This window comes from uncultured Ruegeria sp. (genome assembly GCF_947500045.1).
Taxonomy (GTDB): domain Bacteria; phylum Pseudomonadota; class Alphaproteobacteria; order Rhodobacterales; family Rhodobacteraceae; genus Ruegeria.
This window is the reverse complement of record NZ_CANMQQ010000011.1, coordinates 140848-161876: the sequence shown is the minus strand read 5'-3', so window position 1 is coordinate 161876 and position 21029 is coordinate 140848. Positions and strand designations below refer to the sequence as shown.

Annotated in this window: 20 protein-coding genes and 1 pseudogene; 16 read left to right on the top strand and 5 right to left on the bottom strand. The window is 58.5% G+C overall.

Features of this window, described 5'->3' with window-relative positions:
- Positions 1-40: 40 nt before the first annotated feature.
- From Q1B46_RS17365 to ugpC, 4 genes are all read left to right on the top strand, one after another.
- The gene (locus Q1B46_RS17365; protein WP_299949945.1) at positions 41-1318 is read left to right on the top strand and encodes an extracellular solute-binding protein; all 1278 of its coding nucleotides are present in this window, start codon (positions 41-43) and stop codon (positions 1316-1318) included.
- 61 nt (positions 1319-1379) lie between these two features.
- Positions 1380-2264: a sugar ABC transporter permease gene (locus Q1B46_RS17360; RefSeq protein ID WP_299949944.1), complete on the top strand. Its 885-nt coding sequence runs from the start codon at positions 1380-1382 to the stop codon at positions 2262-2264.
- Between the two features lie 3 nt (positions 2265-2267).
- Entirely contained in the window at positions 2268-3092 is an 825-nt protein-coding gene (locus tag Q1B46_RS17355; RefSeq protein WP_299949939.1) for a carbohydrate ABC transporter permease, read from the top strand.
- A gap of 12 nt (positions 3093-3104) precedes the next feature.
- A complete protein-coding gene (gene ugpC / locus Q1B46_RS17350) occupies positions 3105-4178 on the top strand; it encodes a sn-glycerol-3-phosphate ABC transporter ATP-binding protein UgpC (protein ID WP_299949937.1) in 1074 nt (357 codons plus the stop codon).
- Between the two features lie 298 nt (positions 4179-4476).
- Here ugpC and Q1B46_RS17345 read toward each other — a convergent pair.
- From Q1B46_RS17345 to Q1B46_RS17330, 4 genes and pseudogenes are all read right to left on the bottom strand, one after another.
- A pseudogene (locus tag Q1B46_RS17345) lies at positions 4477-4710 on the bottom strand (IS6 family transposase); the annotation flags it as partial.
- Between the two features lie 162 nt (positions 4711-4872).
- Positions 4873-6546, bottom strand: a complete 1674-nt coding sequence (locus tag Q1B46_RS17340; protein WP_299949936.1) for an AMP-binding protein — start codon at positions 6544-6546, stop codon at positions 4873-4875.
- Entirely contained in the window at positions 6543-6914 is a 372-nt protein-coding gene (locus tag Q1B46_RS17335; protein WP_299949934.1) for a zinc ribbon domain-containing protein, read from the bottom strand. Before Q1B46_RS17335 ends, Q1B46_RS17340 begins: the two co-directional genes overlap by 4 nt.
- Positions 6911-8086 carry a thiolase family protein gene (locus tag Q1B46_RS17330; protein ID WP_299949931.1) on the bottom strand — a complete coding sequence of 392 codons (1176 nt, stop codon included), beginning with the start codon at positions 8084-8086 and terminating at the stop codon, positions 6911-6913. Before Q1B46_RS17330 ends, Q1B46_RS17335 begins: the two co-directional genes overlap by 4 nt.
- Before the next feature lie 75 nt (positions 8087-8161).
- Here Q1B46_RS17330 and Q1B46_RS17325 point away from each other — a divergent pair, with 75 nt between their 5' ends.
- Genes Q1B46_RS17325 through Q1B46_RS17270 form a run of 12 tightly spaced genes read left to right on the top strand, consistent with a single transcriptional unit; the run spans position 8162 to position 20181 of the window.
- Positions 8162-9322: a hypothetical protein gene (locus Q1B46_RS17325; protein ID WP_299949929.1), complete on the top strand. Its 1161-nt coding sequence runs from the start codon at positions 8162-8164 to the stop codon at positions 9320-9322.
- Positions 9323-9379: 57 nt separating this feature from the next.
- Positions 9380-10225, top strand: a complete 846-nt coding sequence (locus Q1B46_RS17320; protein WP_299949927.1) for a sugar phosphate isomerase/epimerase family protein — start codon at positions 9380-9382, stop codon at positions 10223-10225.
- The gene (locus tag Q1B46_RS17315; RefSeq protein WP_299949926.1) at positions 10215-10754 is read left to right on the top strand and encodes a dihydroxyacetone kinase subunit L; all 540 of its coding nucleotides are present in this window, start codon (positions 10215-10217) and stop codon (positions 10752-10754) included. The genes Q1B46_RS17320 and Q1B46_RS17315 overlap by 11 nt, the downstream gene beginning before the upstream one ends.
- Positions 10751-11770 (top strand): dihydroxyacetone kinase subunit DhaK, encoded by a 1020-nt coding sequence (locus tag Q1B46_RS17310; RefSeq protein ID WP_299949924.1) that lies wholly within the window; start codon positions 10751-10753, stop codon positions 11768-11770. Before Q1B46_RS17315 ends, Q1B46_RS17310 begins: the two co-directional genes overlap by 4 nt.
- Positions 11767-12663 carry a tagatose 1,6-diphosphate aldolase gene (locus Q1B46_RS17305; protein WP_299949922.1) on the top strand — a complete coding sequence of 299 codons (897 nt, stop codon included), beginning with the start codon at positions 11767-11769 and terminating at the stop codon, positions 12661-12663. The genes Q1B46_RS17310 and Q1B46_RS17305 overlap by 4 nt, the downstream gene beginning before the upstream one ends.
- Positions 12660-13388, top strand: a complete 729-nt coding sequence (locus Q1B46_RS17300) for a GntR family transcriptional regulator (protein WP_299949920.1) — start codon at positions 12660-12662, stop codon at positions 13386-13388. Before Q1B46_RS17305 ends, Q1B46_RS17300 begins: the two co-directional genes overlap by 4 nt.
- Positions 13389-13407: 19 nt before the next feature.
- Positions 13408-14832 (top strand): hypothetical protein, encoded by a 1425-nt coding sequence (locus Q1B46_RS17295; RefSeq protein ID WP_299949919.1) that lies wholly within the window; start codon positions 13408-13410, stop codon positions 14830-14832.
- Complete coding sequence (locus Q1B46_RS17290) at positions 14829-15866, top strand: ABC transporter ATP-binding protein (RefSeq protein WP_299949917.1); 1038 nt, start codon at positions 14829-14831, stop codon at positions 15864-15866. The genes Q1B46_RS17295 and Q1B46_RS17290 overlap by 4 nt, the downstream gene beginning before the upstream one ends.
- 38 nt (positions 15867-15904) lie before the next feature.
- Positions 15905-17242 carry an ABC transporter substrate-binding protein gene (locus tag Q1B46_RS17285; protein ID WP_299949915.1) on the top strand — a complete coding sequence of 446 codons (1338 nt, stop codon included), beginning with the start codon at positions 15905-15907 and terminating at the stop codon, positions 17240-17242.
- Between the two features lie 51 nt (positions 17243-17293).
- Positions 17294-18196: a sugar ABC transporter permease gene (locus tag Q1B46_RS17280; RefSeq protein ID WP_299949913.1), complete on the top strand. Its 903-nt coding sequence runs from the start codon at positions 17294-17296 to the stop codon at positions 18194-18196.
- Positions 18196-19059 carry an ABC transporter permease gene (locus Q1B46_RS17275; protein WP_299949911.1) on the top strand — a complete coding sequence of 288 codons (864 nt, stop codon included), beginning with the start codon at positions 18196-18198 and terminating at the stop codon, positions 19057-19059. Before Q1B46_RS17280 ends, Q1B46_RS17275 begins: the two co-directional genes overlap by 1 nt.
- 12 nt (positions 19060-19071) lie before the next feature.
- Positions 19072-20181 carry a nucleoside hydrolase gene (locus Q1B46_RS17270; protein ID WP_299949909.1) on the top strand — a complete coding sequence of 370 codons (1110 nt, stop codon included), beginning with the start codon at positions 19072-19074 and terminating at the stop codon, positions 20179-20181.
- A 9-nt stretch (positions 20182-20190) separates the two neighbouring features.
- Here the strand turns inward: Q1B46_RS17270 and Q1B46_RS17265 are convergent, their stop codons facing one another.
- Entirely contained in the window at positions 20191-20943 is a 753-nt protein-coding gene (locus tag Q1B46_RS17265; RefSeq protein WP_299949907.1) for a hypothetical protein, read from the bottom strand.
- Positions 20944-21029 lie beyond the last annotated feature (86 nt).

Genomic DNA, 21029 nt, shown 5'->3' with positions numbered 1-21029 from the left:
AGATCGTCGTCACTGGCGTAACCTAGAGGGAGGAATTCTTGTGTCTCACATCAAACTTTCTGGCCTGAGCCTGATCGCTGGCTTGACCGCCAGCGTGGCTTTTGCTGAAACCGAAATCACCTATTGGTCTTTCTGGAACGAGCCCGAACCGCAGGCGCAGGTTTTGAAAGCTCTGATGGATGAATACAGTGCGGCAAACCCTGATGTAACGTTCAATGTGGTCTGGAATGGGCGTCAGAACCAGACAACTGTGCGAAATGCACTGGCCGGTGGTACAAGTATTGACCTGATGGACGCGGACATGGATGGCCTGAATGGCGGTCTGGTTGGGCAAGGCGCAGCAGTTCCGCTGGATGGTCTTGTGGCCTCGGATTCACCCGATGGCGGTACTGTGGGCGATGCGTTTTATCCTGCACTTCTGGCCAATGCCGAATTGAACGGCTCGGTCGGTCAGTTGCCCTACGCCTTCTACACCTATCAGATTTTTTACAACGCTGCCCAACTGCGCGACGCCGGTGTGTCCGAGATCCCCTCGACCTGGGCTGGCTATGTGGATGCGATGAAGGCCGTCAAAGACAGTGGCGTGAACGCAATTGCGGTAGAAAGCGACATCGCCTTCTATAACATCAATTGGCTCAACTACCTGTTGGCACGGATCGCAGGTCCTGATTTTTTGCTGAAAGCCGCCGAGGACAAGACTGGCGAAACTTGGCGTGACCCGGCTGTGAGTCAGGCTCTGGAGCTTGAGGCAGCCCTATGGGCTGATGGTCTGATCCCCGAGGAAAGCAGGGGCTATCAGTGGCCTGCGGGTCAGCAGACTTTAGCGTTCGGCGAAACCGCGACCGAGTTGGTAGGCTCGTGGCTGCCCATTGAGTTAGCTGAACAGGTCGAGGAAGGTTTCGAATGGGGAGCGATGAACTTCCCAATGGTCGAAGGCGGCAAAGGGAATGTGAACGACACCATCATCTACGCGGTGAGCTTTGCCGTCCCCGAAGGGGCCGAAGATGCCGAAGCGGCGCAGGACTTCATCAGATTCGCGCTCAGTAAATCAGCCCAGCAAAAGATGGCCGATGACGCGTTGATCGGTGTGGCCAATGCCTCGGTCGAATGGGCCGACGTAATCTCAGACAGTCGCGAAGCTGTGGCGAATGCCACAAGCCTGCTGTCTGAAAATCTGGGCCTCAAGGTTGCTTACGCGGATTATTCCAGCAACATCTATGAAGCGATGCACAACAAGGTGTTCCTAGGCCAGATCACGGCCGATGAGTTTATCAACGGCATGGTCGAACAGACCAAAGGCTACTGGGAAAATCGCTGATTTCAGCATCAAAAACCGGCCCTGAAACCGGGGCCGGCTAAATACAAGACAGGGTGGACACATGATCGGCAAAAGACTTATCGGGCTTTTCGTAGCCCCCGCCATGATCGTTTACCTGTGCTTTTTCTTAATCCCCACCGGTTTTACCTTTTACTCCAGCCTGTTCGAATGGTCCGGTTTCGGTTCCGAGGCCAAGTTCATCGGTCTTGGAAACTATCGCCGCCTTTGGAACGACCCGACCTTTTGGCTAAGCTTCCGCAACACGTTGGCCCTACTGTTTGTCGGTGGTTTCTTTGTCTTCTTTCTGGCCTTTCTCTACACCATTTTGATCAACTCGGGCATCTGGGGGAAGAAGTTGTTTCGGCTGGTATTTTTCCTGCCCAACGTCGTCTCGGTTGTCGCGCTGTCGGCGATGTGGGCCTATATCTACAATCCGCGCTATGGGCTGCTGAACACCTCACTCAAATCGCTGGGGTTCGAGGGGGCGGGGAAGACACTTTGGACCTCGCCCGATAATATATTCTGGGCAATGCTGGCGGCGCTGGTTTGGGTTTTTACCGGATTCTTTCTGATCCTGCTGCTGGCAGGCGTCGATAAAATTCCGGCGGATATGTACGAGGCTGCCGATCTTGAGGGCGCAAACCTTTGGCACAAGTTCTGGTACATCACAGTGCCGATGATCTGGGACGTGATGACGATCTCCTTTGTTATCTGGATCATCAACGCGGTGAAGATGTTCGAGTTCCCCTTTGCCTTTGGCTTTCTGCAAGTGCCGCAGCAGCTGTATACGCTGGGGATTTACCTTTACATCATGGGCTTCGGACAACGCGATCCGATCTATCAGCTGGGCTATGCCACGGCGATCGGCGTGGTGATGCTCGTGCTGGCGTTTTCGCTGATTGTCCTTGTGCGCCGTCTGATGCGCCGTGACCAGTTGGAGTTTTAAGCTATGACCCTTCTGCGCCGCCTACCTGCCTACATCGCCATCTGGGCTTGGGTCGCCTTCACTGTCGCCGCGATCCTGTGGGTGGTGATGAGCGCATTCAAATCCAAGCGCGAGGTGTTGCGATCCGGCCTCAAACCGCCTGCTGAACTGCGGTGGGAGAATTTTGAGACCGCCTGGAATGTCGGGCGGTTAGGTGAGTTCTTTTCGAACTCGGTCGTTATCGTCTGCCTGTCGGTGTTCCTGATCCTGCTGGTCTCGACCCCTGCAGCTTATGTGTTGAGCCGTGCCAAGTTCCGAGGCCGCGAGGCACTGACAAACCTGTTCGTCATCGGTATGGGTATCCCGATCCCAATGCTGTTTATCCCGATCTTTGGCATCCTCGCATGGCTGCGTCTGTCCGACAGCCTGACCGGTCTGACGATTGTGTTCGTTGCGATCTCGATCCCCTTCACTGTCTACCTGCTGACCGGGTTCTTTGCCTCATTACCGTCAGAGCTTGAGGCGGCATCCCTGTTGGATGGGTGCAGCGATTTTCAAACTTTCCGCTATGTGATGCTACCGATGGCGATGCCGGGCGTGGCGACAGCGGCGATACTGAATTTCATCTGGCTGTGGAACGAATACCAATTGTCGCTGGTGATTCTGAACAGTCCGGAAAACCGCACCCTGCCGCTGGGCCTCTATTCACTGCAAAACGCAATGCAATACACCAGCGACTGGCCTGGTCTTTTTGCTGGAGTGACCATCGTCATCATCCCCACAATCCTTGTCTATGCCATCCTGTCCGAGAAGATGATCGCGGGCATGACCATGGGCGCCGTGAAGTAAGGACCGATCAAAGTGACCGCTTTCGAAGCCATTTCCCTGGACAAACACTATGGCGACTTTCACGCGCTGAGAGACATCAATCTGAGCGTTGAACCGGGCGAGTTTATCGTTCTGGTCGGCCCTTCGGGCTGTGGCAAGTCCACCCTGATGCGCACGATCGCAGGGCTGGAAAAGGTCACCTCGGGCGATCTGAAGATCGATGGGCGATCCGTCACCGGCCTGCTGCCGAAGGAACGCGATGTGGCGATGGTGTTCCAATCATACGCGCTTTACCCGCATATGACGGTCGCCGAAAACATCGGATTTGGTATGAAGATCGCAAAGCGCCCCAAAGACGAAATCCGCGAAAAGGTGCTGGCGGCTGCCAAGGTTCTGAAGATTGACGATTATCTAAGCCGCAGGCCCAAAGCCCTTTCCGGCGGCCAGCGCCAGCGCGTCGCAATAGGCCGAGCGATTGTTCGCGATCCGAAGATCTTCCTCTTTGATGAGCCGCTCTCTAATTTGGACGCTGCCTTGCGTGTTGAGATGCGGGTAGAACTTGCACGGCTTCACAATCAGCTTGATGCGACGATGATCTATGTCACTCACGATCAGGTTGAAGCGATGACGCTGGCAGACCGTATTGTGGTGATGAATGCGGGCGTGATCGAACAGGTGGGTAGTCCACTTGATCTCTTCAATCACCCACGCAACAAGTTTGTCGCGGGTTTTCTGGGCCAGCCACCGGCGATATTTATGCGATTGGATGGACACGAACGAACAGGCGACGGTTTGACGGTTCAGTTCTCAGGAACAAGTGTTGATTTGCCCGCACCTTCAAGACAAGGTGGCATGCCTTTTGAGATCGGCCTACGCCCAGATTTCTTTGAACTGGACTCCCAGAGCCCAAGCCTGTCCCCCACCGTCGAAGTCATCGAACAGTTGGGCGACACAACCCTCCTGTATACGCGGCTACCAGATGGTCAACAGGCAACCGTTCAACTCGCCGGGCAGGTTAAGGCCAAGGTGGGGGATCAGGTTCCTCTGCGGGTGAATTGCAAATCCCCGATGATTTTCGACGACGGCGGTGAGAATATCTACCGCTAGAAGATCGAGGAAAGGATCTGTTGCAAACTTTTGACCATTGACCTTTGTGGTGCTAGCGCCGGTCTCAAGAACGACGCATTGAATAAATCCACGGTGTTTGCGCAGCGCCTGACAGATCACATCAGGGTCCGCCACTGTCTTAACTGCATGCACAGTGGCACCATTCTCATCGCACATGCAAATCGACGTCTCTGCTTTCGATACGTCCAATCCGACAAAACACTGTTCCATTTTGCTCTCCTGTCATTGCTCCAGTGCCATCATGACCGGCCAAGAGAGCTGTCGCTCAATTACTCGGAGTCTCGTCCATTCTCCAAGAACGGTCGCAAGGCCCTTTGCGGCGATGTGCTGCTACAGCGATTGCACCGGAATACCGTGTTACCCATCGGTTCAGCGTGGTGTGATCCACTGAAACACCGCGCTCGGCCATGATTTCATCAAGGTCTCGATAGGAGACACCGTAGCGAAAGTAAAAGAAAACCGCGAACAGGGTCGCGTCTTTCGGATACGGTGCCTCTTTGAACGAAATCATCGACTAACCTGCACCTGAATAATGCCGTTCGCTACCCCGGCGCTAGCACCACAAAGGTCAATGCTTCAAAGTTTGCAACAGATCCGATACTCTTTGGCTGATTGCGAGTTTGCGACAAAACCCAACGCCTATAACGCTGGGACGTGATACATCTGGAACGGTTCAATCCACCTCTTGGTTGCGGGCTTTCGCTTGTTCAGAATCGCGCAAGACACGGCGGTTGATCTTGCCCGACGACGTCATCTCAAAACGATCCACAAAAGCAACCTCACGCGGGGCCTTGTATGCAGCAAGCCGGTTTTTTACGTGGTTTTTCAGCCTTTGTGCCAATAGCGCATTACCGTCAAAGCCGGATCGTGTGCTGACGAAGGCCTTGACGATGGCACCTCGGTCTGTGTCGGGCTTAGCAATCACCGCGACTTCGGCCACGGCAGGATGAGACAAGAGGCATTCTTCGATCTCGGCCGGACCAATGCGAAAGCCTGATGATTTTATCAGATCGTCTGAGCGTCCCTTGTACCAGAAATACCCGTCTGCATCACGGACGGCCAGGTCGTGCGTGCGCCAGTAGGGCCCCAGTTTCATATCGGCGGTCTTTTCGGCATTGTTGAAATACCCCAGAAACCGCGTGGGGGAAGCGTGGGGGGTGACGACCTCTCCTGGTTCCTCATCGCCAACTTGCTGACCATCGCCATCGACCAGCAGTACCTCGTGCCCGGGATAGGCTCGGCCCATCGAGCCTGGGCGGCGCGGGAACAGAGCCGCACAGTTTCCGATCAGGTGATTGACCTCGGTCATGCCGTAAAACTCGTTGCAGGTGACGCGCAGTTTACGCTCGGCCCAACTAAGCGTTTCGGCTGCCAGCGCCTCTCCCCCCGTGCAAATGACCCGCAAGGCCAGATTATGCGCGGCATGGGGGTTGGGATGCTGGGCCAGCCGTTTGATGGCCGTGGGCGCAAGAAAGCTATGTGTGACCTTATGACGGCTCATGAATGCATAGGCATATTCTGCCGTGAACCGCTCCAGCGAAGTGGCAACGGGACGACCCGCCATCCAAGCGGGAAACAACATGTCCAGCAAGCCGCCGACCCAGGCCCAATCCGACGGTGACCAGAACACTGCGTCTTCATCCTCAAGCGTGAGGTTGAAGAACAGATTGATCGAAGGTGTATAGGCTGCAAGAACCCTATGGCCGTGTATGATCCCTTTCGGTTTGCCGGTCGACCCGGAGGTATACATCAGCAACGCAGGATCATCCGCACCGCCCAATTCCGGTATGAAATCTTCGGGTGGCGAGGACATTGCCGCCTCCAGGTCGTGGTCGGTGGGACCGGGATCACGCATCAAAACATGGCGGAGATGGGGAAAGTTTTCATGCCGCAACGGCTCCCACGCCTCTCGGCTGGTCAGGATGACGCCGGTCTGACAATCGTTCAGCGCATGGGCCAGCGTATCGGGCCCGTAAAGTTGCGACAGTGTCACCGCGATGCCGCCGATCTTGGCGACTGCCATATGTCCGATGCCCGTATCGGGGTGCTGACCCGTGTGCAGTGCAATCGGGTCGCCCGCGCCATAGCCCAGGCGCCGAAGCGCTGCCGCGAGGCTAGTGGCTGCGGCATCGACTTCGGCAAAGCTCAGAGTGGTGACGCTGCCACCCGGCGCCTCAAAGATCATTGCCGGCTTGTCACGGTCCATCGGGCCCAGATAGTGGCCCACCGTGGCGGTGTAGATATTGTAATCCGCAGGCCATGTAATGACGTAGTCACCTGCGCAATCGCGGGTCAGGTGCAGGTCCGCCAATTTCTGGGCATTCAATGCGTCGAGATAATCACTCATGTCTCAGGCTCCGGAATGAGAGCTAGTTTCGGGGGGGCGTCGCGGCAGGGGGCAAGTATGGCACGCGTGGCATCCGGTGGCAGGGCTTGCGCATTGGCGATAGCTGCACCGCAGGCCCCGTCAAAACGCACCATGGCAAAGTCGCCGTCTGCGCCGGTGGTGCGATAGACAACCGAGGCGCCGCCGTTCAACGCACACCAACCATCGCAAGGTGCACGGCAGGTCGGGCACGCCCTTAAGGGTGGGAAATGCGCGTTGCCGCACTCTTTGCAGGTGGAAGCCAGAGCCTTGCCCTCGCGTAGCCCGTCAAGCCAGGGGGCCAACCAGCCTTCGCCAAGGGTATAGTTGAGCGTGATGTCTTGTTTCATGCTACCGCTCCTGCACTTAGCACCGTGACCGCGCATGTTGTGCCGACCCCGCCATGCGTGTCGGCCAACGCATGACCCAATGGACGATCAGGCTGAAGACCCGCGTGATAGCGCCCTTCCAGAAGGAGGGCGCAACTGGCGGTCTGCCCGACACCTGTCGCCCCGACCGGCGCGCCTTGGCCCATCAAACCGCCCGAAAGGTTGATTGGACATCCCCCGTCTGCGTCAAAACCACCGTCCCGCAATGTACGCAACGGATCTTCGGCAAGACCAAGGGCTGTGACTGCCTGCATTTCGGCCCCGGCGTAGGCGTCATAAACCTCGGCGACCGCGATCTGCGCGGCGCTGAGCCCGGCCATGTCGAAGGCGCGCCTGGCGGCTTTGGTCTTGGCGGCGAAGGTGCCTGGTGCCTTCCTGTGTCCGAGCCCCGGTAGATCGGAAGCGGCGCCGATCCCGGTAATCTGGGGCGCGAAGTTGCGGCGGTTGTCAGGCGCCGCGTCGGGTGCAGACAGGATCAGTGCCGCCGCACCGTCGCTGAGTGGTGAACAATGCAACCGGCAATAGGGCGCTGCGATCATCGGGCTATCGGCGAAGTCCTCTGACGTGTGTTGGCGCGGCAGATGAGCATGAGGATTGCACATCGCATTACCCCGGTTCTTGATCGTCACGGCATTGAGGTCATCGCCTGTTCCCCTGTGTTCGGCGGCGAAGGCCTGCCATGACAGAGCATAAAGGCTGGTGGCTGTAACTCCGGCAAGACCATCTGTCCAGAAGTCGAAGGAATAGCCGTAAAGTGCGCGAATGCTGTCGCCCGCCAAGGCGCTGGCGGAGGGATCTACACCAACGACAGCGACGTACCGCGCCCGACCCGAGAGGATGCGTTCCACACCCGCGTGTACGGCCAACTGGCCCGTGGCCCCGCCGCCTTCGACGCGCAGCGTTTCGGCCTCGTTTAGGCCGAAGTCCTGCGCGAGCACCGAGGCGGGATTGAGCTGAAGCGTGAAGAAGTCGCTTTCCGAGGCGACGATCAGGGCGTCGATATCGCTGCGGTCGATCCCGGCCATGGCGCGTGCTGCCTCAAAGGCCTCGCAGGCCCAATCGCGAAATCCTGTCCCGTCACGCCGCCTGTTAAATGGTGTCTGAGCCGCTCCGATCACAAGAATCAACTGCACATACCTCCCGTGACGAAGGTTGACTCAGATAATTTGTTCCTACAAGTCTGTAATAGCATATTCAGGAGATACCTGATGTCTGGTGCCATGCGCAGGTCTCATCTTGTGCTGACCATCGCAGGATGTTTCGGCGGCGGAAGCCTTTACGGATGGTCCGGCTACCTGCCTGCGGTCCGCACGCAATTCGACGTGAACAATGCATCTGCCTCAATGGTATTCTCAATAGCGCTGGTTGGTTTCACCTTGGGTGTCCTTGTCGGACCGGTGCTTTTGGCCCTGGTGCGGCCGAGCAGCCGCCTGCCTGTGATTGCGGGCCCGGCCGCCGTCAGCCTTTTGCTTGCAGGGTTGAGCCCGGGTTTCGCGGGTTTCGCGGTCGCCTATGGTGTCTGCTTTGGTTTCACATCCGGTGCGCTTTACAATTTTGCCGTCTCTCAGGCCGCCGCTTCGGGCAATCCGACGCTTCTAGTGCCTGTTAGCGTCGCGGCTTTCGGGTTGGGCGGAGCGATATTTGGTCCGTTGCATGTCTGGTTGACGGATGCAGGTTGGGGACTATGGTCGATTGCCCCTGCGCTGACCTGTCTTGGCGTTGTCACCGCTGCCAGCCTCGTTTGCCGAACATCAGGGATTGCCATGGATGTGTCGCACCGTATGGCCCCGGCAATCCTGCGCCCCGACAAATCCCTGGCGATATTCTGGGTCATTTTTGCCTCCGGTTCCTGTTCTGGGCTGATAGTCCTTGGCTTTGCGGCGCAATTTCTGGCGCGTTCGCCCGACGGCGTGCAGGTGGCCGGGCTTGCGATCTTCCTCACGGCCCTCGGGAACACCTTGGGACGGCTGTCCTCTGCCTTGACAACTCGGCATTTTGGCCCGGACTACGCCACCGCGGGGGCGTTGACCTTATCGATACTGACGCTCGCCGGCCTCGTTTTTGCGACCTCATCCGCCATGGTCATTGGGCTCTTGTTTCTTGTCGCCCTAGGGTATGGCCAGTTGGCCGCAACCACCCCACTGTTGGTGAAATCGCGGGTGAGCGAAGATGCGTTTTCCGGTGCCTTCGGCTGGGTTTTTACGGGCTGGGGTATCGCAGGTTTGGTAGGGCCTTGGGCGGCGGGCTGGCTCCTGGATGTCACGGGAACGCTGCAGTATGCGCTTGTCATCTGCGTGGTTCTTTCAACGCTCAGCCTCTGGCTTGTTCTGCGTCTTGCGCGAATGAAGAATGCGGAGGGGATATGTTGACAGACTCAATTTGTTATTACTAATGTGACTTATCGCGATCCGGGGGGAGGAGAGGCGATGAAGTTCGGAATTCACGCAGGGCTTTGGATGAAAGCCTGGACGGACGATCCCGCGCCCATTTTTGCTGTGGCTGCCGACATCGGATATGACGGCGTCGAGCTGTCCTTGCTGGGCATCGGACTGGAACGCGCGGACGAAATCCGTGCTCAGGCCGAAGGCCACGGGCTGATGCTGACCTGTTCCACTGGCCTTGGGCCAGAGGCCGATCCCACCTCTGATGAAGCAGCCGTTCGAGACAATGCCGTTGCGGTTTTGAGCGAGGCCATCCAGATAACTGCGCGACTGGGTGCAAGCGGGCTTGCCGGCGTGGTGGCAGCGCCTTGGGGCGTCTTCGACCCTGCCAACAAGGCCGCCCGCGCTACGCGTTCTGCTGAGACATTGGCTCGGGTCGACAGCGTGCTTGGCGATGAAGGGGTGACGCTGGGTATCGAGGCGCTGAACCGGTTTGAGAGCGATCTGACATCGACTGCTGCGGAAACCTGCGCAATTGCGCGGGCCAGTGGGTCAGACCATATCGGTGTACTGCTTGACGCATTTCACATGAACATCGAGGAAAAGGACCCGCCCGCAGCCATACGTGCAGCAGGCGACACATTGGTCCACTACCATGTGTCCGACAATGACCGTGGGCGTCCCGGCGCGGGTCGATATGATTTCCCCGCCGATGCTGAGGCGTTGGCTGAGATTGGGTATGACAAATGGGTCGTCGCCGAAATGTTCGTGATGTCAGGCCACTCTTCTAGCCGCGACCTGAACATTTGGCGTGACATTGAACCCGATCCAACCGAGGCCGCGATCAAGACGCTGGCCTATCTAAAGGATACCTTCGGTCATGTCGGCTAAGCCCTTTTTTGACACCCTCAGGGTCCGCTTTGAGATAGAGGCGGCGAGGCTCAACGCGCTGGACGCAGCAATTGGTGACGGAGACCACGGGACAACCATGCTGCGCGGCCTGAACTCTGCGGTTGCGGCAGCAGATGGCAAGCGGGCACGCGCATTTATGCGCGCCTCAGGTGGGGCATCCGGCACACTTTTTGGGCTGATCCTTCTGGAGATCGAAGCGCATTGTGATACTGGTGCTCCCTTGCAGGCGGGGCTGGCCAAAGCCTGTGAGCGGATCTGCGATCTAGGTGAGGTTGCGCAGGGCGACAAGAGCATGGTTGACGCCCTTGCCCCCGCGAATGACGCGTTCGCGACCGGTGATTTGGAGGCCGCGATCACTGCTGCCAGGGCGGGCCGCGACGCCACGAAAGACCTCTGCGCCCGCCGGGGCCGAGCGCAGTATGTCGAGAACGGTGGGCGCGGGCATCTGGACCCCGGAGCCGTATCCGTGGTGATCTTTCTGGAGACCCTGCAGGAGGTATCGCGGTGAAGAAACTCTTCAACAGCGCCGATACAATGGTCGCCGACATGCTTGACGGCTTTTGCAGTGCATTTCCGCAGATTGCCCGCGGCACCAGCGATCCCCGTGTGGTCAAGCGGGCCACACATGTAAAAAACCCGGATGAAAAGGTGACCCTGCTGATCGGCAACGGCTCTGGCCATGAACCGATTGCGATGGGGTTCGTGGGGCGCGGGCTGCTGGATGCCAATGTGGTGGGAGACGTCTTTGCCGCGCCTTCGGCGGACCTGATCCTCGACGGGCTGACCGAAGTAACGGGCCGGGCCGGGTCGATCCTGCTGATCTCGCAACATTCCGGTGATATGATCAATGGACGTGCCGCCACCATGATGGCGAGCGATCTTGGTATCCGAACCGTCGCGTTGCCGATGTATGACGACATATCGGCCGCGCCACCCGAACGCAAAAAAGACAGGCGCGGTGCACCGGGCACGATGTTCATCTACAAAATCCTTGGCGCTGCCGCTGAAGAAGGGCGGTCACTTGATGACCTTGTGGCGCTCGGAGAGACCGTGCGCGACCGGCTCGTCACGCTTGCAGCCGCCGTCACCCCGCCGGTGTCGCCATTGACAGGTAAAGAGATGTTTAGCCTACCCGAGGACGAGATATTCCTTGGTATGGGTGTGCATGGTGAGCCGGGTGTAGGCCGCGCCAAGGTCGGTCCGGTGCGCGATCTGGTGGCACAAATGGCGGAGAAACTACTGGCCGACCGGCCGATGGCTTGGGGGTCGCGAGCCTGTGTCATAATCAACGGCATGGGCGGCACCACATTGATGGAACTGTTGACCATCTGGAAAGAAACGCGCCGCGCGCTCGACCAGCAGGGCATCACCGCGATTGCCCCGATGATCGGAAGCTATGTGACGACGCAAGAGATGGGCGGGTTTTCGATTTCGTTTCTCGAACCTGACGACGACATGCTGTCGCTTTGGTGTGCGCCGTCCGACACACCCTTTTTCCCGTCCATTCAGATGGAGGCCCCATGACATTCCCGGATGGACCAATCTTTGGCGTTGCCGTCGACCAGGGCAGCGGGTTGGAAGCCGCCTTGCGCGAGGAGCGTGGTGCGGATGCCCGTGCCGACGATCTGCTGACCTTCAAGCGTATTGTGGTCGAAACACTGAGCCCCGATGCCACCACCGTGTTGGTGGACGCAAATTTGGGTCGCATGCTGTTGCCCGCCTTTGATCCTGCCTGCGTCAAGATGCTCGCATATGAGGCGGACGTCTATCACATCGCGGACGAGGATCGGATCACCAAGCTGCCCGAAAACCTCAGCATCGCCGACTACCCTCCTTTGGGCGTGCCGGTCTTGAAGTTCTTTCTGTACTATGGGCCGAACGATCCGGTGGAGCTCAATCAGCGCAAGGCCGATCTTGTAGCCCGGATCGGTGCGGAATGTCATGCACAGGGGGTCACGTTCCTGTTTGAACCCATTGTCTATGACCGCGCGATCCCGGATGGCACATCCAAGGCCTTTGCCTGTGCCAAACCTGCGCTGGTGCGTACAGCGACCGAAACCTTTGCTGCGGCGCGGTTTAACATCGATATTCTCAAGGTCGAAATCCCCGTGAGCCTCGCCCAGATCGGCACGACGATGAGCGAGGCGGGCGCCAGGGCCGCCTTCCGCGCAGCGGCGGAACCTGCGGGCGAGATACCACTGCTTTACCTCAGCGCCGGTGTGACCTTTGAGCAGTTTCGCGATGGCCTCAAACTGTCCCGGGCGGCGGGTGTGAACGCGCGGGGTTTCATGTGTGGGCGTGGCATCTGGAGCGATGCCATTGGACTTTTCGGCGCAGAAGGCCCCACGTCCATGGAGCGCTGGATGCAAACCGTCGGGCGCGACCGGCTGGCGCAGTTGAAAGATGCGATTACATGAATACCGCACCCAAATACCAAGTCGTGCACGACGAAATCCTGGCAAGGTTGCAAAGTGGCCAATATGCAATAGGCATGCGCCTGCCAACAGAAGGTGCGCTCGCGAGGGCATTCGATGTCAGCAGGGTGACTGTGCGAAAGTCGCTAGAGATGTTAGTGCGGGCAGGTTACCTGACGTCTCGGCAAGGCAGCGGGTATTCCGTAGCGACGTTGTCGCCACCCGCCTCGACCTGTTTGGTCAGCTTTACCGACAAGGTTCTGATCGAAGGTAGGACGCCCGGTGCCAAGCTCTTGCGGATCGAAACACCGGCGCGCGATGTGCCGGCGGCCGTGGCCGCGTATTTCGACGAACCCCTTGTGTTGGTTGAGCGGCTGCGCACGGTGGATGGGCAACCGCGCATGCTGACCCAGACATGGATGCCCCAGCGGTTGGTGCCGCAGATACGTGCCGCGCAGTTTCCCGAAACCGGACAGAACCAGTCTATACTGCGGATCCTGCGCGAAGAATTCGGGCTGGACTGGACGAGCGCTTGCGAGACGCTGAACAGTCTGCTGGCTACCGCCTCGGTGTCGAACGTGCTGGCCGTACCCGTGAATACGCCGATCTTGTCGCAGGCCTGTACTGCCTTCGACAAGGACAACAGGCCCGTGTTCTTTGACCTGGTATATCGCCAGGGACCCATCAGTTTTGACCTTGCCGGACCCGCCCGGCGCCAGACAGCGTGACCAGAATGAGGAGAGACGCATGCCACTGACCATCGGCCTCATCAAAGCCTCTTTGCCCAGCTATTTCCCCGCAAAGCACGGAGTTTTCGAGGCCTGCGAGGACTGGCTGGTAGAGCTGGCGACCCGCCATGGCGCTGAAGTTGTCGTGGCGACAGGCATTCCGATAAACGCGACCGAAGCCCGCGCGGCGGTGGCGGATGTGATGGCAAAGGGGGCGGATTTCCTACTGCTGTTGCATGGTGGGTTCACCATGGGAGACGTCGTGCGCGAGGTCGCGCGCGCGTCGCTGCCGATGGGGGTCTGGGCCACGCCGGAACCAACGCTGACCGAAGACATACAGCTCAACAATTTCGTGTCGCTCAATATGTCGATGTCGATCGCAAAGGGCGTGCGCGACTTCGGTACGCGTCCAGTCCAATGGTATCTGGGCGCGCCGGGCGAAGATGCGCTGCAAGCCCGGATGGGTCAGACCATTCGTGCGCTCAGTGCCAGAAAGGCGCTTGAGGGTGTGCGAATCGGCGTTATTGGCGGGCTGGCCATGACCTTCTACAACATGGAGACTTCCTCTGACACGCTGATGCGCCAGCTTGGCGTCTGGTGCGACCATATCGACATTCACCGGATGACGGACCAGATGGCAGCCCAATCAGAAGCGGACGTGTCAGCCGAACTGAAGGCGATGACCAAGGCCGCCGCGGTCCACGGCGTTTCGGATCAGCAGATGCAGCTGACGGCGCGCGCCGCACTGGCGCTGAGAACCATCACTCGAGAGGCGGACTATGACGCGCTGACAGTCTCTGACTGGCCCGCCTTGCAAGACAACCCTGGCATGCATCCAGGCGCGGCCTTTAGCTGGTTGGAGGAAAACGACAGCCTGCCCATCGCCTCCGAAGGGGACATTTTGGGAGCCGTCACCCAGTTGATCGCCAAATCGCTCACCGGCAAGGTGGGCTGCCTGCTCGACATGACCTCGCCCGACTTCGACCGCGACCAGATCCTGATGTGGCATGGGGGCGGCGGGCCGCTTTACATGGCCAAGGAAGAGGTCGTCTGGATCAACCACCCGATGATCGGGCGCGGTACGGACGCGGGACCGATCTATGGGGCCATTGCAGATTACGAGTTCGCTCATGGTGCACACACCATTCTGCGCGTGTCACAAGGCGGGACAGCGCAGTTTGCCGTGGAATGCGACGTGGCGGAGGGGCCTGAGCCTGGGTTCACCGGCTGTCGTGGCTGGGTTGGCGATTTTTCCAGCGCAGACGGCACCTGTTCGGCCCGCGATCTGGTGACCAGCGTGATGGAACACGGGCTTGAACACCATTTCATCCTGCTGCCTGGTCAGCACCGCGCCGTTTTCGAGGAATTTGCCGGGTGGTGTGGACTGGCCCCGCTTCCCATCATTCCCGCGCATGAGGGCCTGCCAAGGGGAGGCAGCCAATGACCGCAGTTCAGCTCAAGGGCGTGCGCAAGAGCTTTGGCACCTTCACGGCCATCTCCAAAATCGACCTTGATATTAAGTCGGGTGAGTTAGTGGCGCTGCTGGGCCCGTCGGGCTGTGGCAAGACGACGACCCTACGCATGATCGCGGGGCTTGAGATTCCAACGGACGGGCAGATCCTCTTTGATAAGAAGGATGTGTCGGAAACGGCCGTGCAGAAACGCAACGTGGGCATGGTGTTTCAGCGCTACGCGCTATTTCCGCATATGACCGTGGAAAAGAACGTGCTTTTCGGGCTCAAGGTGCGCGGCACGGACAAGGCCGAAATGGCACAAAGGCTCGAAGACATCCTTGAGGTCGTTCAGCTTCAGCAATTTCGGCATCGCTTTCCCGCCCAGCTTTCAGGCGGTCAGATGCAGCGCGTGGCCATCGCACGCACGCTCATTACCAACCCGTCCGTTCTGATGATGGACGAACCACTTGCCAACTTAGACACCAAGCTGCGCGGCGAGATGCGGCGGTTCATCCGTGATCTGCAGCAGCGGCTTGGCATCACGACGATCTTCGTGACCCATGACCAGATCGAAGCGATGGAACTGGCGGACCGTGTGGCCGTGATCTTTGACGGTAATCTGGCGCAATACGCTGCGCCTGATGCGCTGTATCAGCAACCCAACAGCATCGAAATCGCGGATTTCATGGGGGCCACCAACGTCTTTGAGGCCGCGATCACGGGTAAATCTGCCACAACGGCCTTTGGTGCGCTCAGTTTCGCGACCAAAGCCGCCGACGGCCCGGCCCACGTTATGCTGCGCGGCGAGGCGATTGATCTGCACCTTACGGAACCATCTGGGGTTCAGAACCAGATGCAGGGGCAGGTGACCGCCCGCGAGTTCTTTGGGGCCAACATCACCTATTCGGTCGACTGCAAGGGCGTGCGCATTCAGGTAACAGAGCAATCGCGCCGCATGGTGGATGTGGGTCAAGATGTCTGGCTGACCATTCCGCCCGACCGCATCTGGATCATTCAGAAGTAACAGGACCAAACAAATTTATGTCAGAGGAGGAACGAACCATGAGAAAGACACTATTGAGCCTGTCGGTGATCGGCAGCCTGATGGCGGGGGTGGCTATTGCCCAGGACGCCGACGCTTTCCGCGACGGTTTCATCGCCGGTGACATCAGTTGGGAAGACGTGCAGGCCCGCGCGAAGGAAGAGGGGCAAGTGAACCTTTACTACTGGGGCGGCAGCGACAAAATCAACATTTGGATGGATAGTGTCGCCGTGCCTGCACTGGCCGCCGAAGGGGTCACGTTGAACCCGGTGCGGATCACCGGCACCAAGGATGCCGTTGACCTCGTGCTGGCCGAAAAAGGCTCTGGCAAGGGGTTGGGCGAAGGCAGTGTTGACGCGATCTGGGTGAATGGCGAAAACTTTGCCACGCTCAAGCGGCAGGATGCCCTGATGGGTGCCTTTGCCGACAAGTTGCCCAACAGCGCCAACATCGAATGGAACCCGGAGGATCCCCGTGCGCTGCTGAACCTGCGCGATTTCGGGGTCGAGACCAACGCGTCCGAGATGCCATGGTCTGGTCAGCAGTATGTCTGCGCGGTCAATACCACTCGTGTGCCGGCCGATCAGGTCCCTGGCACATTCGCAGAGCTGATGAACTATCTAGAGGCGAATCCGGGTAAGTTCACATACGTCAAGCCACCTCATTTCATCGGCAACACCTTTGTTCAGGCGACGGTCTATGCCCTCAACCCCGAAGGCAACAGCGCGGTCCCCTTCCAAAGCTCCATCGATGAGTTGGGCGCGGCAGAGCTGGCGCGGCTGATCACGCCCGGCATGGAATACCTTAAGGCGTTGGAGCCGCATCTGCTTGGTGCAGGCGGCAATGCGCGTTATCCGGAAGATCCCAAGGCGCTGGACGGTCTGTTCCTGAATGGCGAGATCGACTTTTCCTGCCAATTCGGCCTTTACGGTGTGGCCACCGGCCTGCGCGATGGTACCTATCCCGAAGGGGCAGAGCAGTTCATCTTTCCTGAAGGGAACATGATCAAGAACAAGAACTATCTTGTGATCCCCGGCAATGCGCCCAATCCTGCAGCGGCGATGGTTATGGCCAACTACATGGCGTCGGTCGACAGCCAGGCCACCAAGCTGGAAATCGCCGGTATGCCTCCGGGCATTGACCCCTGGAAACTGAGCGCGGACGACGCGGCCAAACTCGATGCGGCTTCCCCCGGTTTGGTGGGCGTGACGCAGGCCGATCTTGACGCCAATACAGCCCCCGACACGAACGCCACGCTGGTAGATGTGATCGAGGCGACTTGGCTCGAATACATCGAACGCGATAGTAGCGAAAGCATCGCGTCGATTGTCGAGACCGCCGTCGCGAACCTGAACTAAGCCTCATCGGGGTCCCGGCTCTTTGCCGGGGCCCCGCTGCAAAGGAAGACAATGTCCAAGACAAAGGAACTCGCCCGCCACAAACGTGAACGCACCTGGATGTGGATCCAGTTGATGCCGGTGATGCTGGTGTTAACGGTCCTCTTTGGGGGCGCGCTGGTATTGGGTGTTGCACAATCACTGGGGTTCGCGCCCTGGTTCGGGGTCAACACATTTCCCGATTTTTCCTATTTCGCAGCGCTTTGGGGGGATAGTTTTTTCTGGAAGTCTCTTGGTCTGACGCTCTATTACGCCGTCGCGGCAACGCTGATCTCTCTGGTACTGGGCATCCTGTTGGCGCTGGCGCTGGTGCGGACGTTCCCCTCCAAGGCGTTTTACAAATACCTCTACAAGCTGCCGCTAATGATTCCCTACACGGTGGGTATTGCGCTGGCGGTGATTATGCTTGGCAACGGCGGCATGCTGTCGCGCCTGATGGCCTTCACAGGGTTTATCGATGATCCCAACCAGTTTCCGCAGATCCTCAAGACCCACATGGGCTGGGGCATCATCGCCGTCTATGTCTGGAAGCAGACCCCCTTTGTGGCCCTGACGATCTATGCCGTCTTACTGGGTGTAGGCCGTGAAACCGAAGAGGCGGCCGCCATCCTCGGCGCGAACAAGCGCCAGATCTTCTTTCAGGTTACACTGCCGCAGATCCTGCCCGGCATCATCTCGTCCACGTTGATCATATTCGCCTTCAACATCGGCGCTTTCGAGGCGCCCTTTATCCTTGGCGGCGGATTTCCGGACACCCTGCCGGTGGTCGCGTGGCGCTACTTCAACGACGCGGACTATACGCTGCAGTTGCAGGGCATGGCCACTGTCGTGTCCATTGCGCTGGTGGCCGGTGTGATCCTTTATAGCTACCTTGCCTTCTACCGCCGCTACGAACGTCGGATAGGGCGCAGCTGATGGCCCGCGAGTCCGCCTCTGTCGCTTTGAATGAACGGCTGTCGCCGTACCAAAAACTCTACCTGCTGCTGATCGCGGGCTTCATCCTTGGTCCGTTCATCCCGCTTATCATTCAAAGCTTTGCCTTTAAGTGGGCATGGCCCGATCTGCTGCCCGGCACATGGTGGCTGGAACAGCGTGAGAAATCGGTGCTGCCGCTAGCCTGGGACTATGTCATTTCGCCTTACAGCCAGGTCTGGGAGGCGACGCTGAACACAGTCTTCATCGGTTGTGTAGTAACACTGATTGCCCTCGTCATCTGTCTGCCAGCCGCACGGGTACTGGCGCGGGAAAACTTTCGTGGCAAGCCAGCCTTCGAGTTTTTCCTATCGATGCCGCTCATCGTGCCTGAGGCTGCTATAGGCATCGCCCTGTTGATGATCTTCATCAACATCGGACTGGCGGGCACCTATATCGGGATCATCATCGTCCACCTGATCCCAACGATTCCCTATATGATCCGCATGTTGACGGCGGTCTATCAGGGGTTGGGCCGCGATTTTGAGGAACAGGCCATGATCCTTGGAGCCAGCCGCTGGCAAATCCTGCGCATGGTCACTCTGCCCATGTTGTTACCGGGTGTGGTGGCAGGGGCGCTTTTCACATTCCTCGTCTCTACCAACATCTTCCTGCTGACCTTCTTCATGGGTCAGGGCAAGATCGTGACATTGCCGACGTTACTGTTTTCGAAAATCTCAGGCGGCACGCTGGATGCCTCGGCTGCGGGCATCACGCTGGTGGTCACAATGCCGGGGATCATCTTGCTGCTCATCACCGAACGATTCATCAAGGAAGAAGCCTTTGGAAAGGGCTTCGGCAACTAGAGAGGTTTGCCCATGACCACGCTGCAAGACGCCGTTCGCAGGTTCACGCCATTGGACCCCGATCTGATGGTACAGCGCTTGGGCCGCCCGGGCCCGATGCCGCGCGTGATCATCGACACGGACACCGCAAATGAAATAGACGATCAATATGCGGTCGCATGGGCGATCCTGTCACAGGACCGCCTCAAGCTCGAAGGCGTGACGGCGGCCCCGTTTTCCTTTTTGCACCACCGTGATGGACTTTATGACGCCGTGGCAGCCCTGCAAAAGGGTGGTGGTACGGATCACGACAGCAAGTTCGTCGGCCCCTTTGCAGGCTGGGCCAAGCGCCTGCTGGCCGATGGCCGCACGGCGGACGATATTGAATTCGTGACGCCGGATGTGGGTGAAAAACGCTCCTACGACGAGATCATCCGCGTCTTTGAGGCCTGCCACGAACCGTATGAAGGCCGCGTATTTCGCGGCGCGCAGGAGCATCTGCCGGGTTACGATAAACCTGTCGACTCCGATGCTGTGCAATTTATCATCAAGCAGGCTCGCAACCGCGCGGATGGTCCGGTTTATATCCTCGCCATGGGTGCCCTGCCCAACATTGGGTCTGCGCTGCTGATGGCACCGGACATCATCGACAACATCGTTGTGGTTTGGACCTCCGGCTTTCCCAGTTATGCGCCCTTTTGCAATGAACCTTCGCTGAACCTCGTTCAGGATCAACGCTCCTCCCGGCTTTTGTTCGAATGCGGCGTGCCGCATGTGTATCTGCCGGGGTATCATGTGGGGGCGCAACTGACGATCTCACTGCCCGAGATGGAACGCTTTGTGAAGGGACGAGGGGACATCGGCGACTACCTTTGGCACCTTTACACCAACAATCCACTGCATGTGAAATACGCCATCAGCGAACCCGAAACCAAGACATGGGTGATCTGGGACATCATCAACGTCGCCTGGATGCTGGATGCAGCCTATGTGCCGACACATATGACAGCCTCGCCACATCTGAGAGAAGACCTCTACTGGCACCAGCAAGACAATCGTCATGCCATGCTTGAGGCATATGATGTTGCCCGCGACGCAGTGTTCGAGGATTTCTATCGATGTTTGGTAAAGGCCCGAGGCTGAGCTTTGGTCTTAGCGCCCAGCAGCCCCTAACGCGATTTCGAGCGCAACGTCAAAGACCGCGTCATTGGAGCGCTTCAACGCCTCTGCTGACTCCGGTGGCAATGGGTCATTGAATGTGCGCCCCTCGAACAACTGATCCCATACAGTCAGGAGTGAAAAGGTCCGCGCGCCAAACCTGTCGCCAACTGCAACCACCGCCGAGGTTTCCATATCGATCGAAGCGATGCCCTCGCGCGCCCATTCGGCACACATCTCGTCCGACTGCGCAAAGAGGCTGGGCCACGTCAGGTGCCGCGTGCGTTGGGAGGGGATGCCACGTTGCGATAAGGCGCGCTCAGCTGCGCTGACAAGATCAGGATCGGTCATCACTTTTTCACCCGCCCCGTAGTACTGCGATACTCCGTCGCACGCTTGGCATTCCACGGGCAAGGCCACAACCCCTGTCCCTGCATTCGGGTCCAGCGACCCGCAGGTTCCGAGTTGGATCATCAACTTCGTTCCCAACTGCCCGAACACATGAGCAGGTTCCACCGCCCGCGCTGCGCCATAAGCACAGCAATATGCGATCCGGACACCGTTACTGTCCCCGACGAACATTTCTGGAAAGGCCAGTTCCGCCACGTTGTTGAGCTTACTCAAACGCGCTTGTGTTGCGGTTTCCCGCCACCAGGTGCCTTCAAGGATCAATGCAGTGGGCTCGCACCCTTCTGCGATCCCCAATGCGTCCCGCCAATGCTGTGCGTCGTAGTTCAGTATGGCCACGATGCCTGATTTCTCCGTAGTGGAACTAGAGTTACCTGACTACATTATCAGATCCGTGCAGCATTGGTTGCTCAAAGTTTGACAAG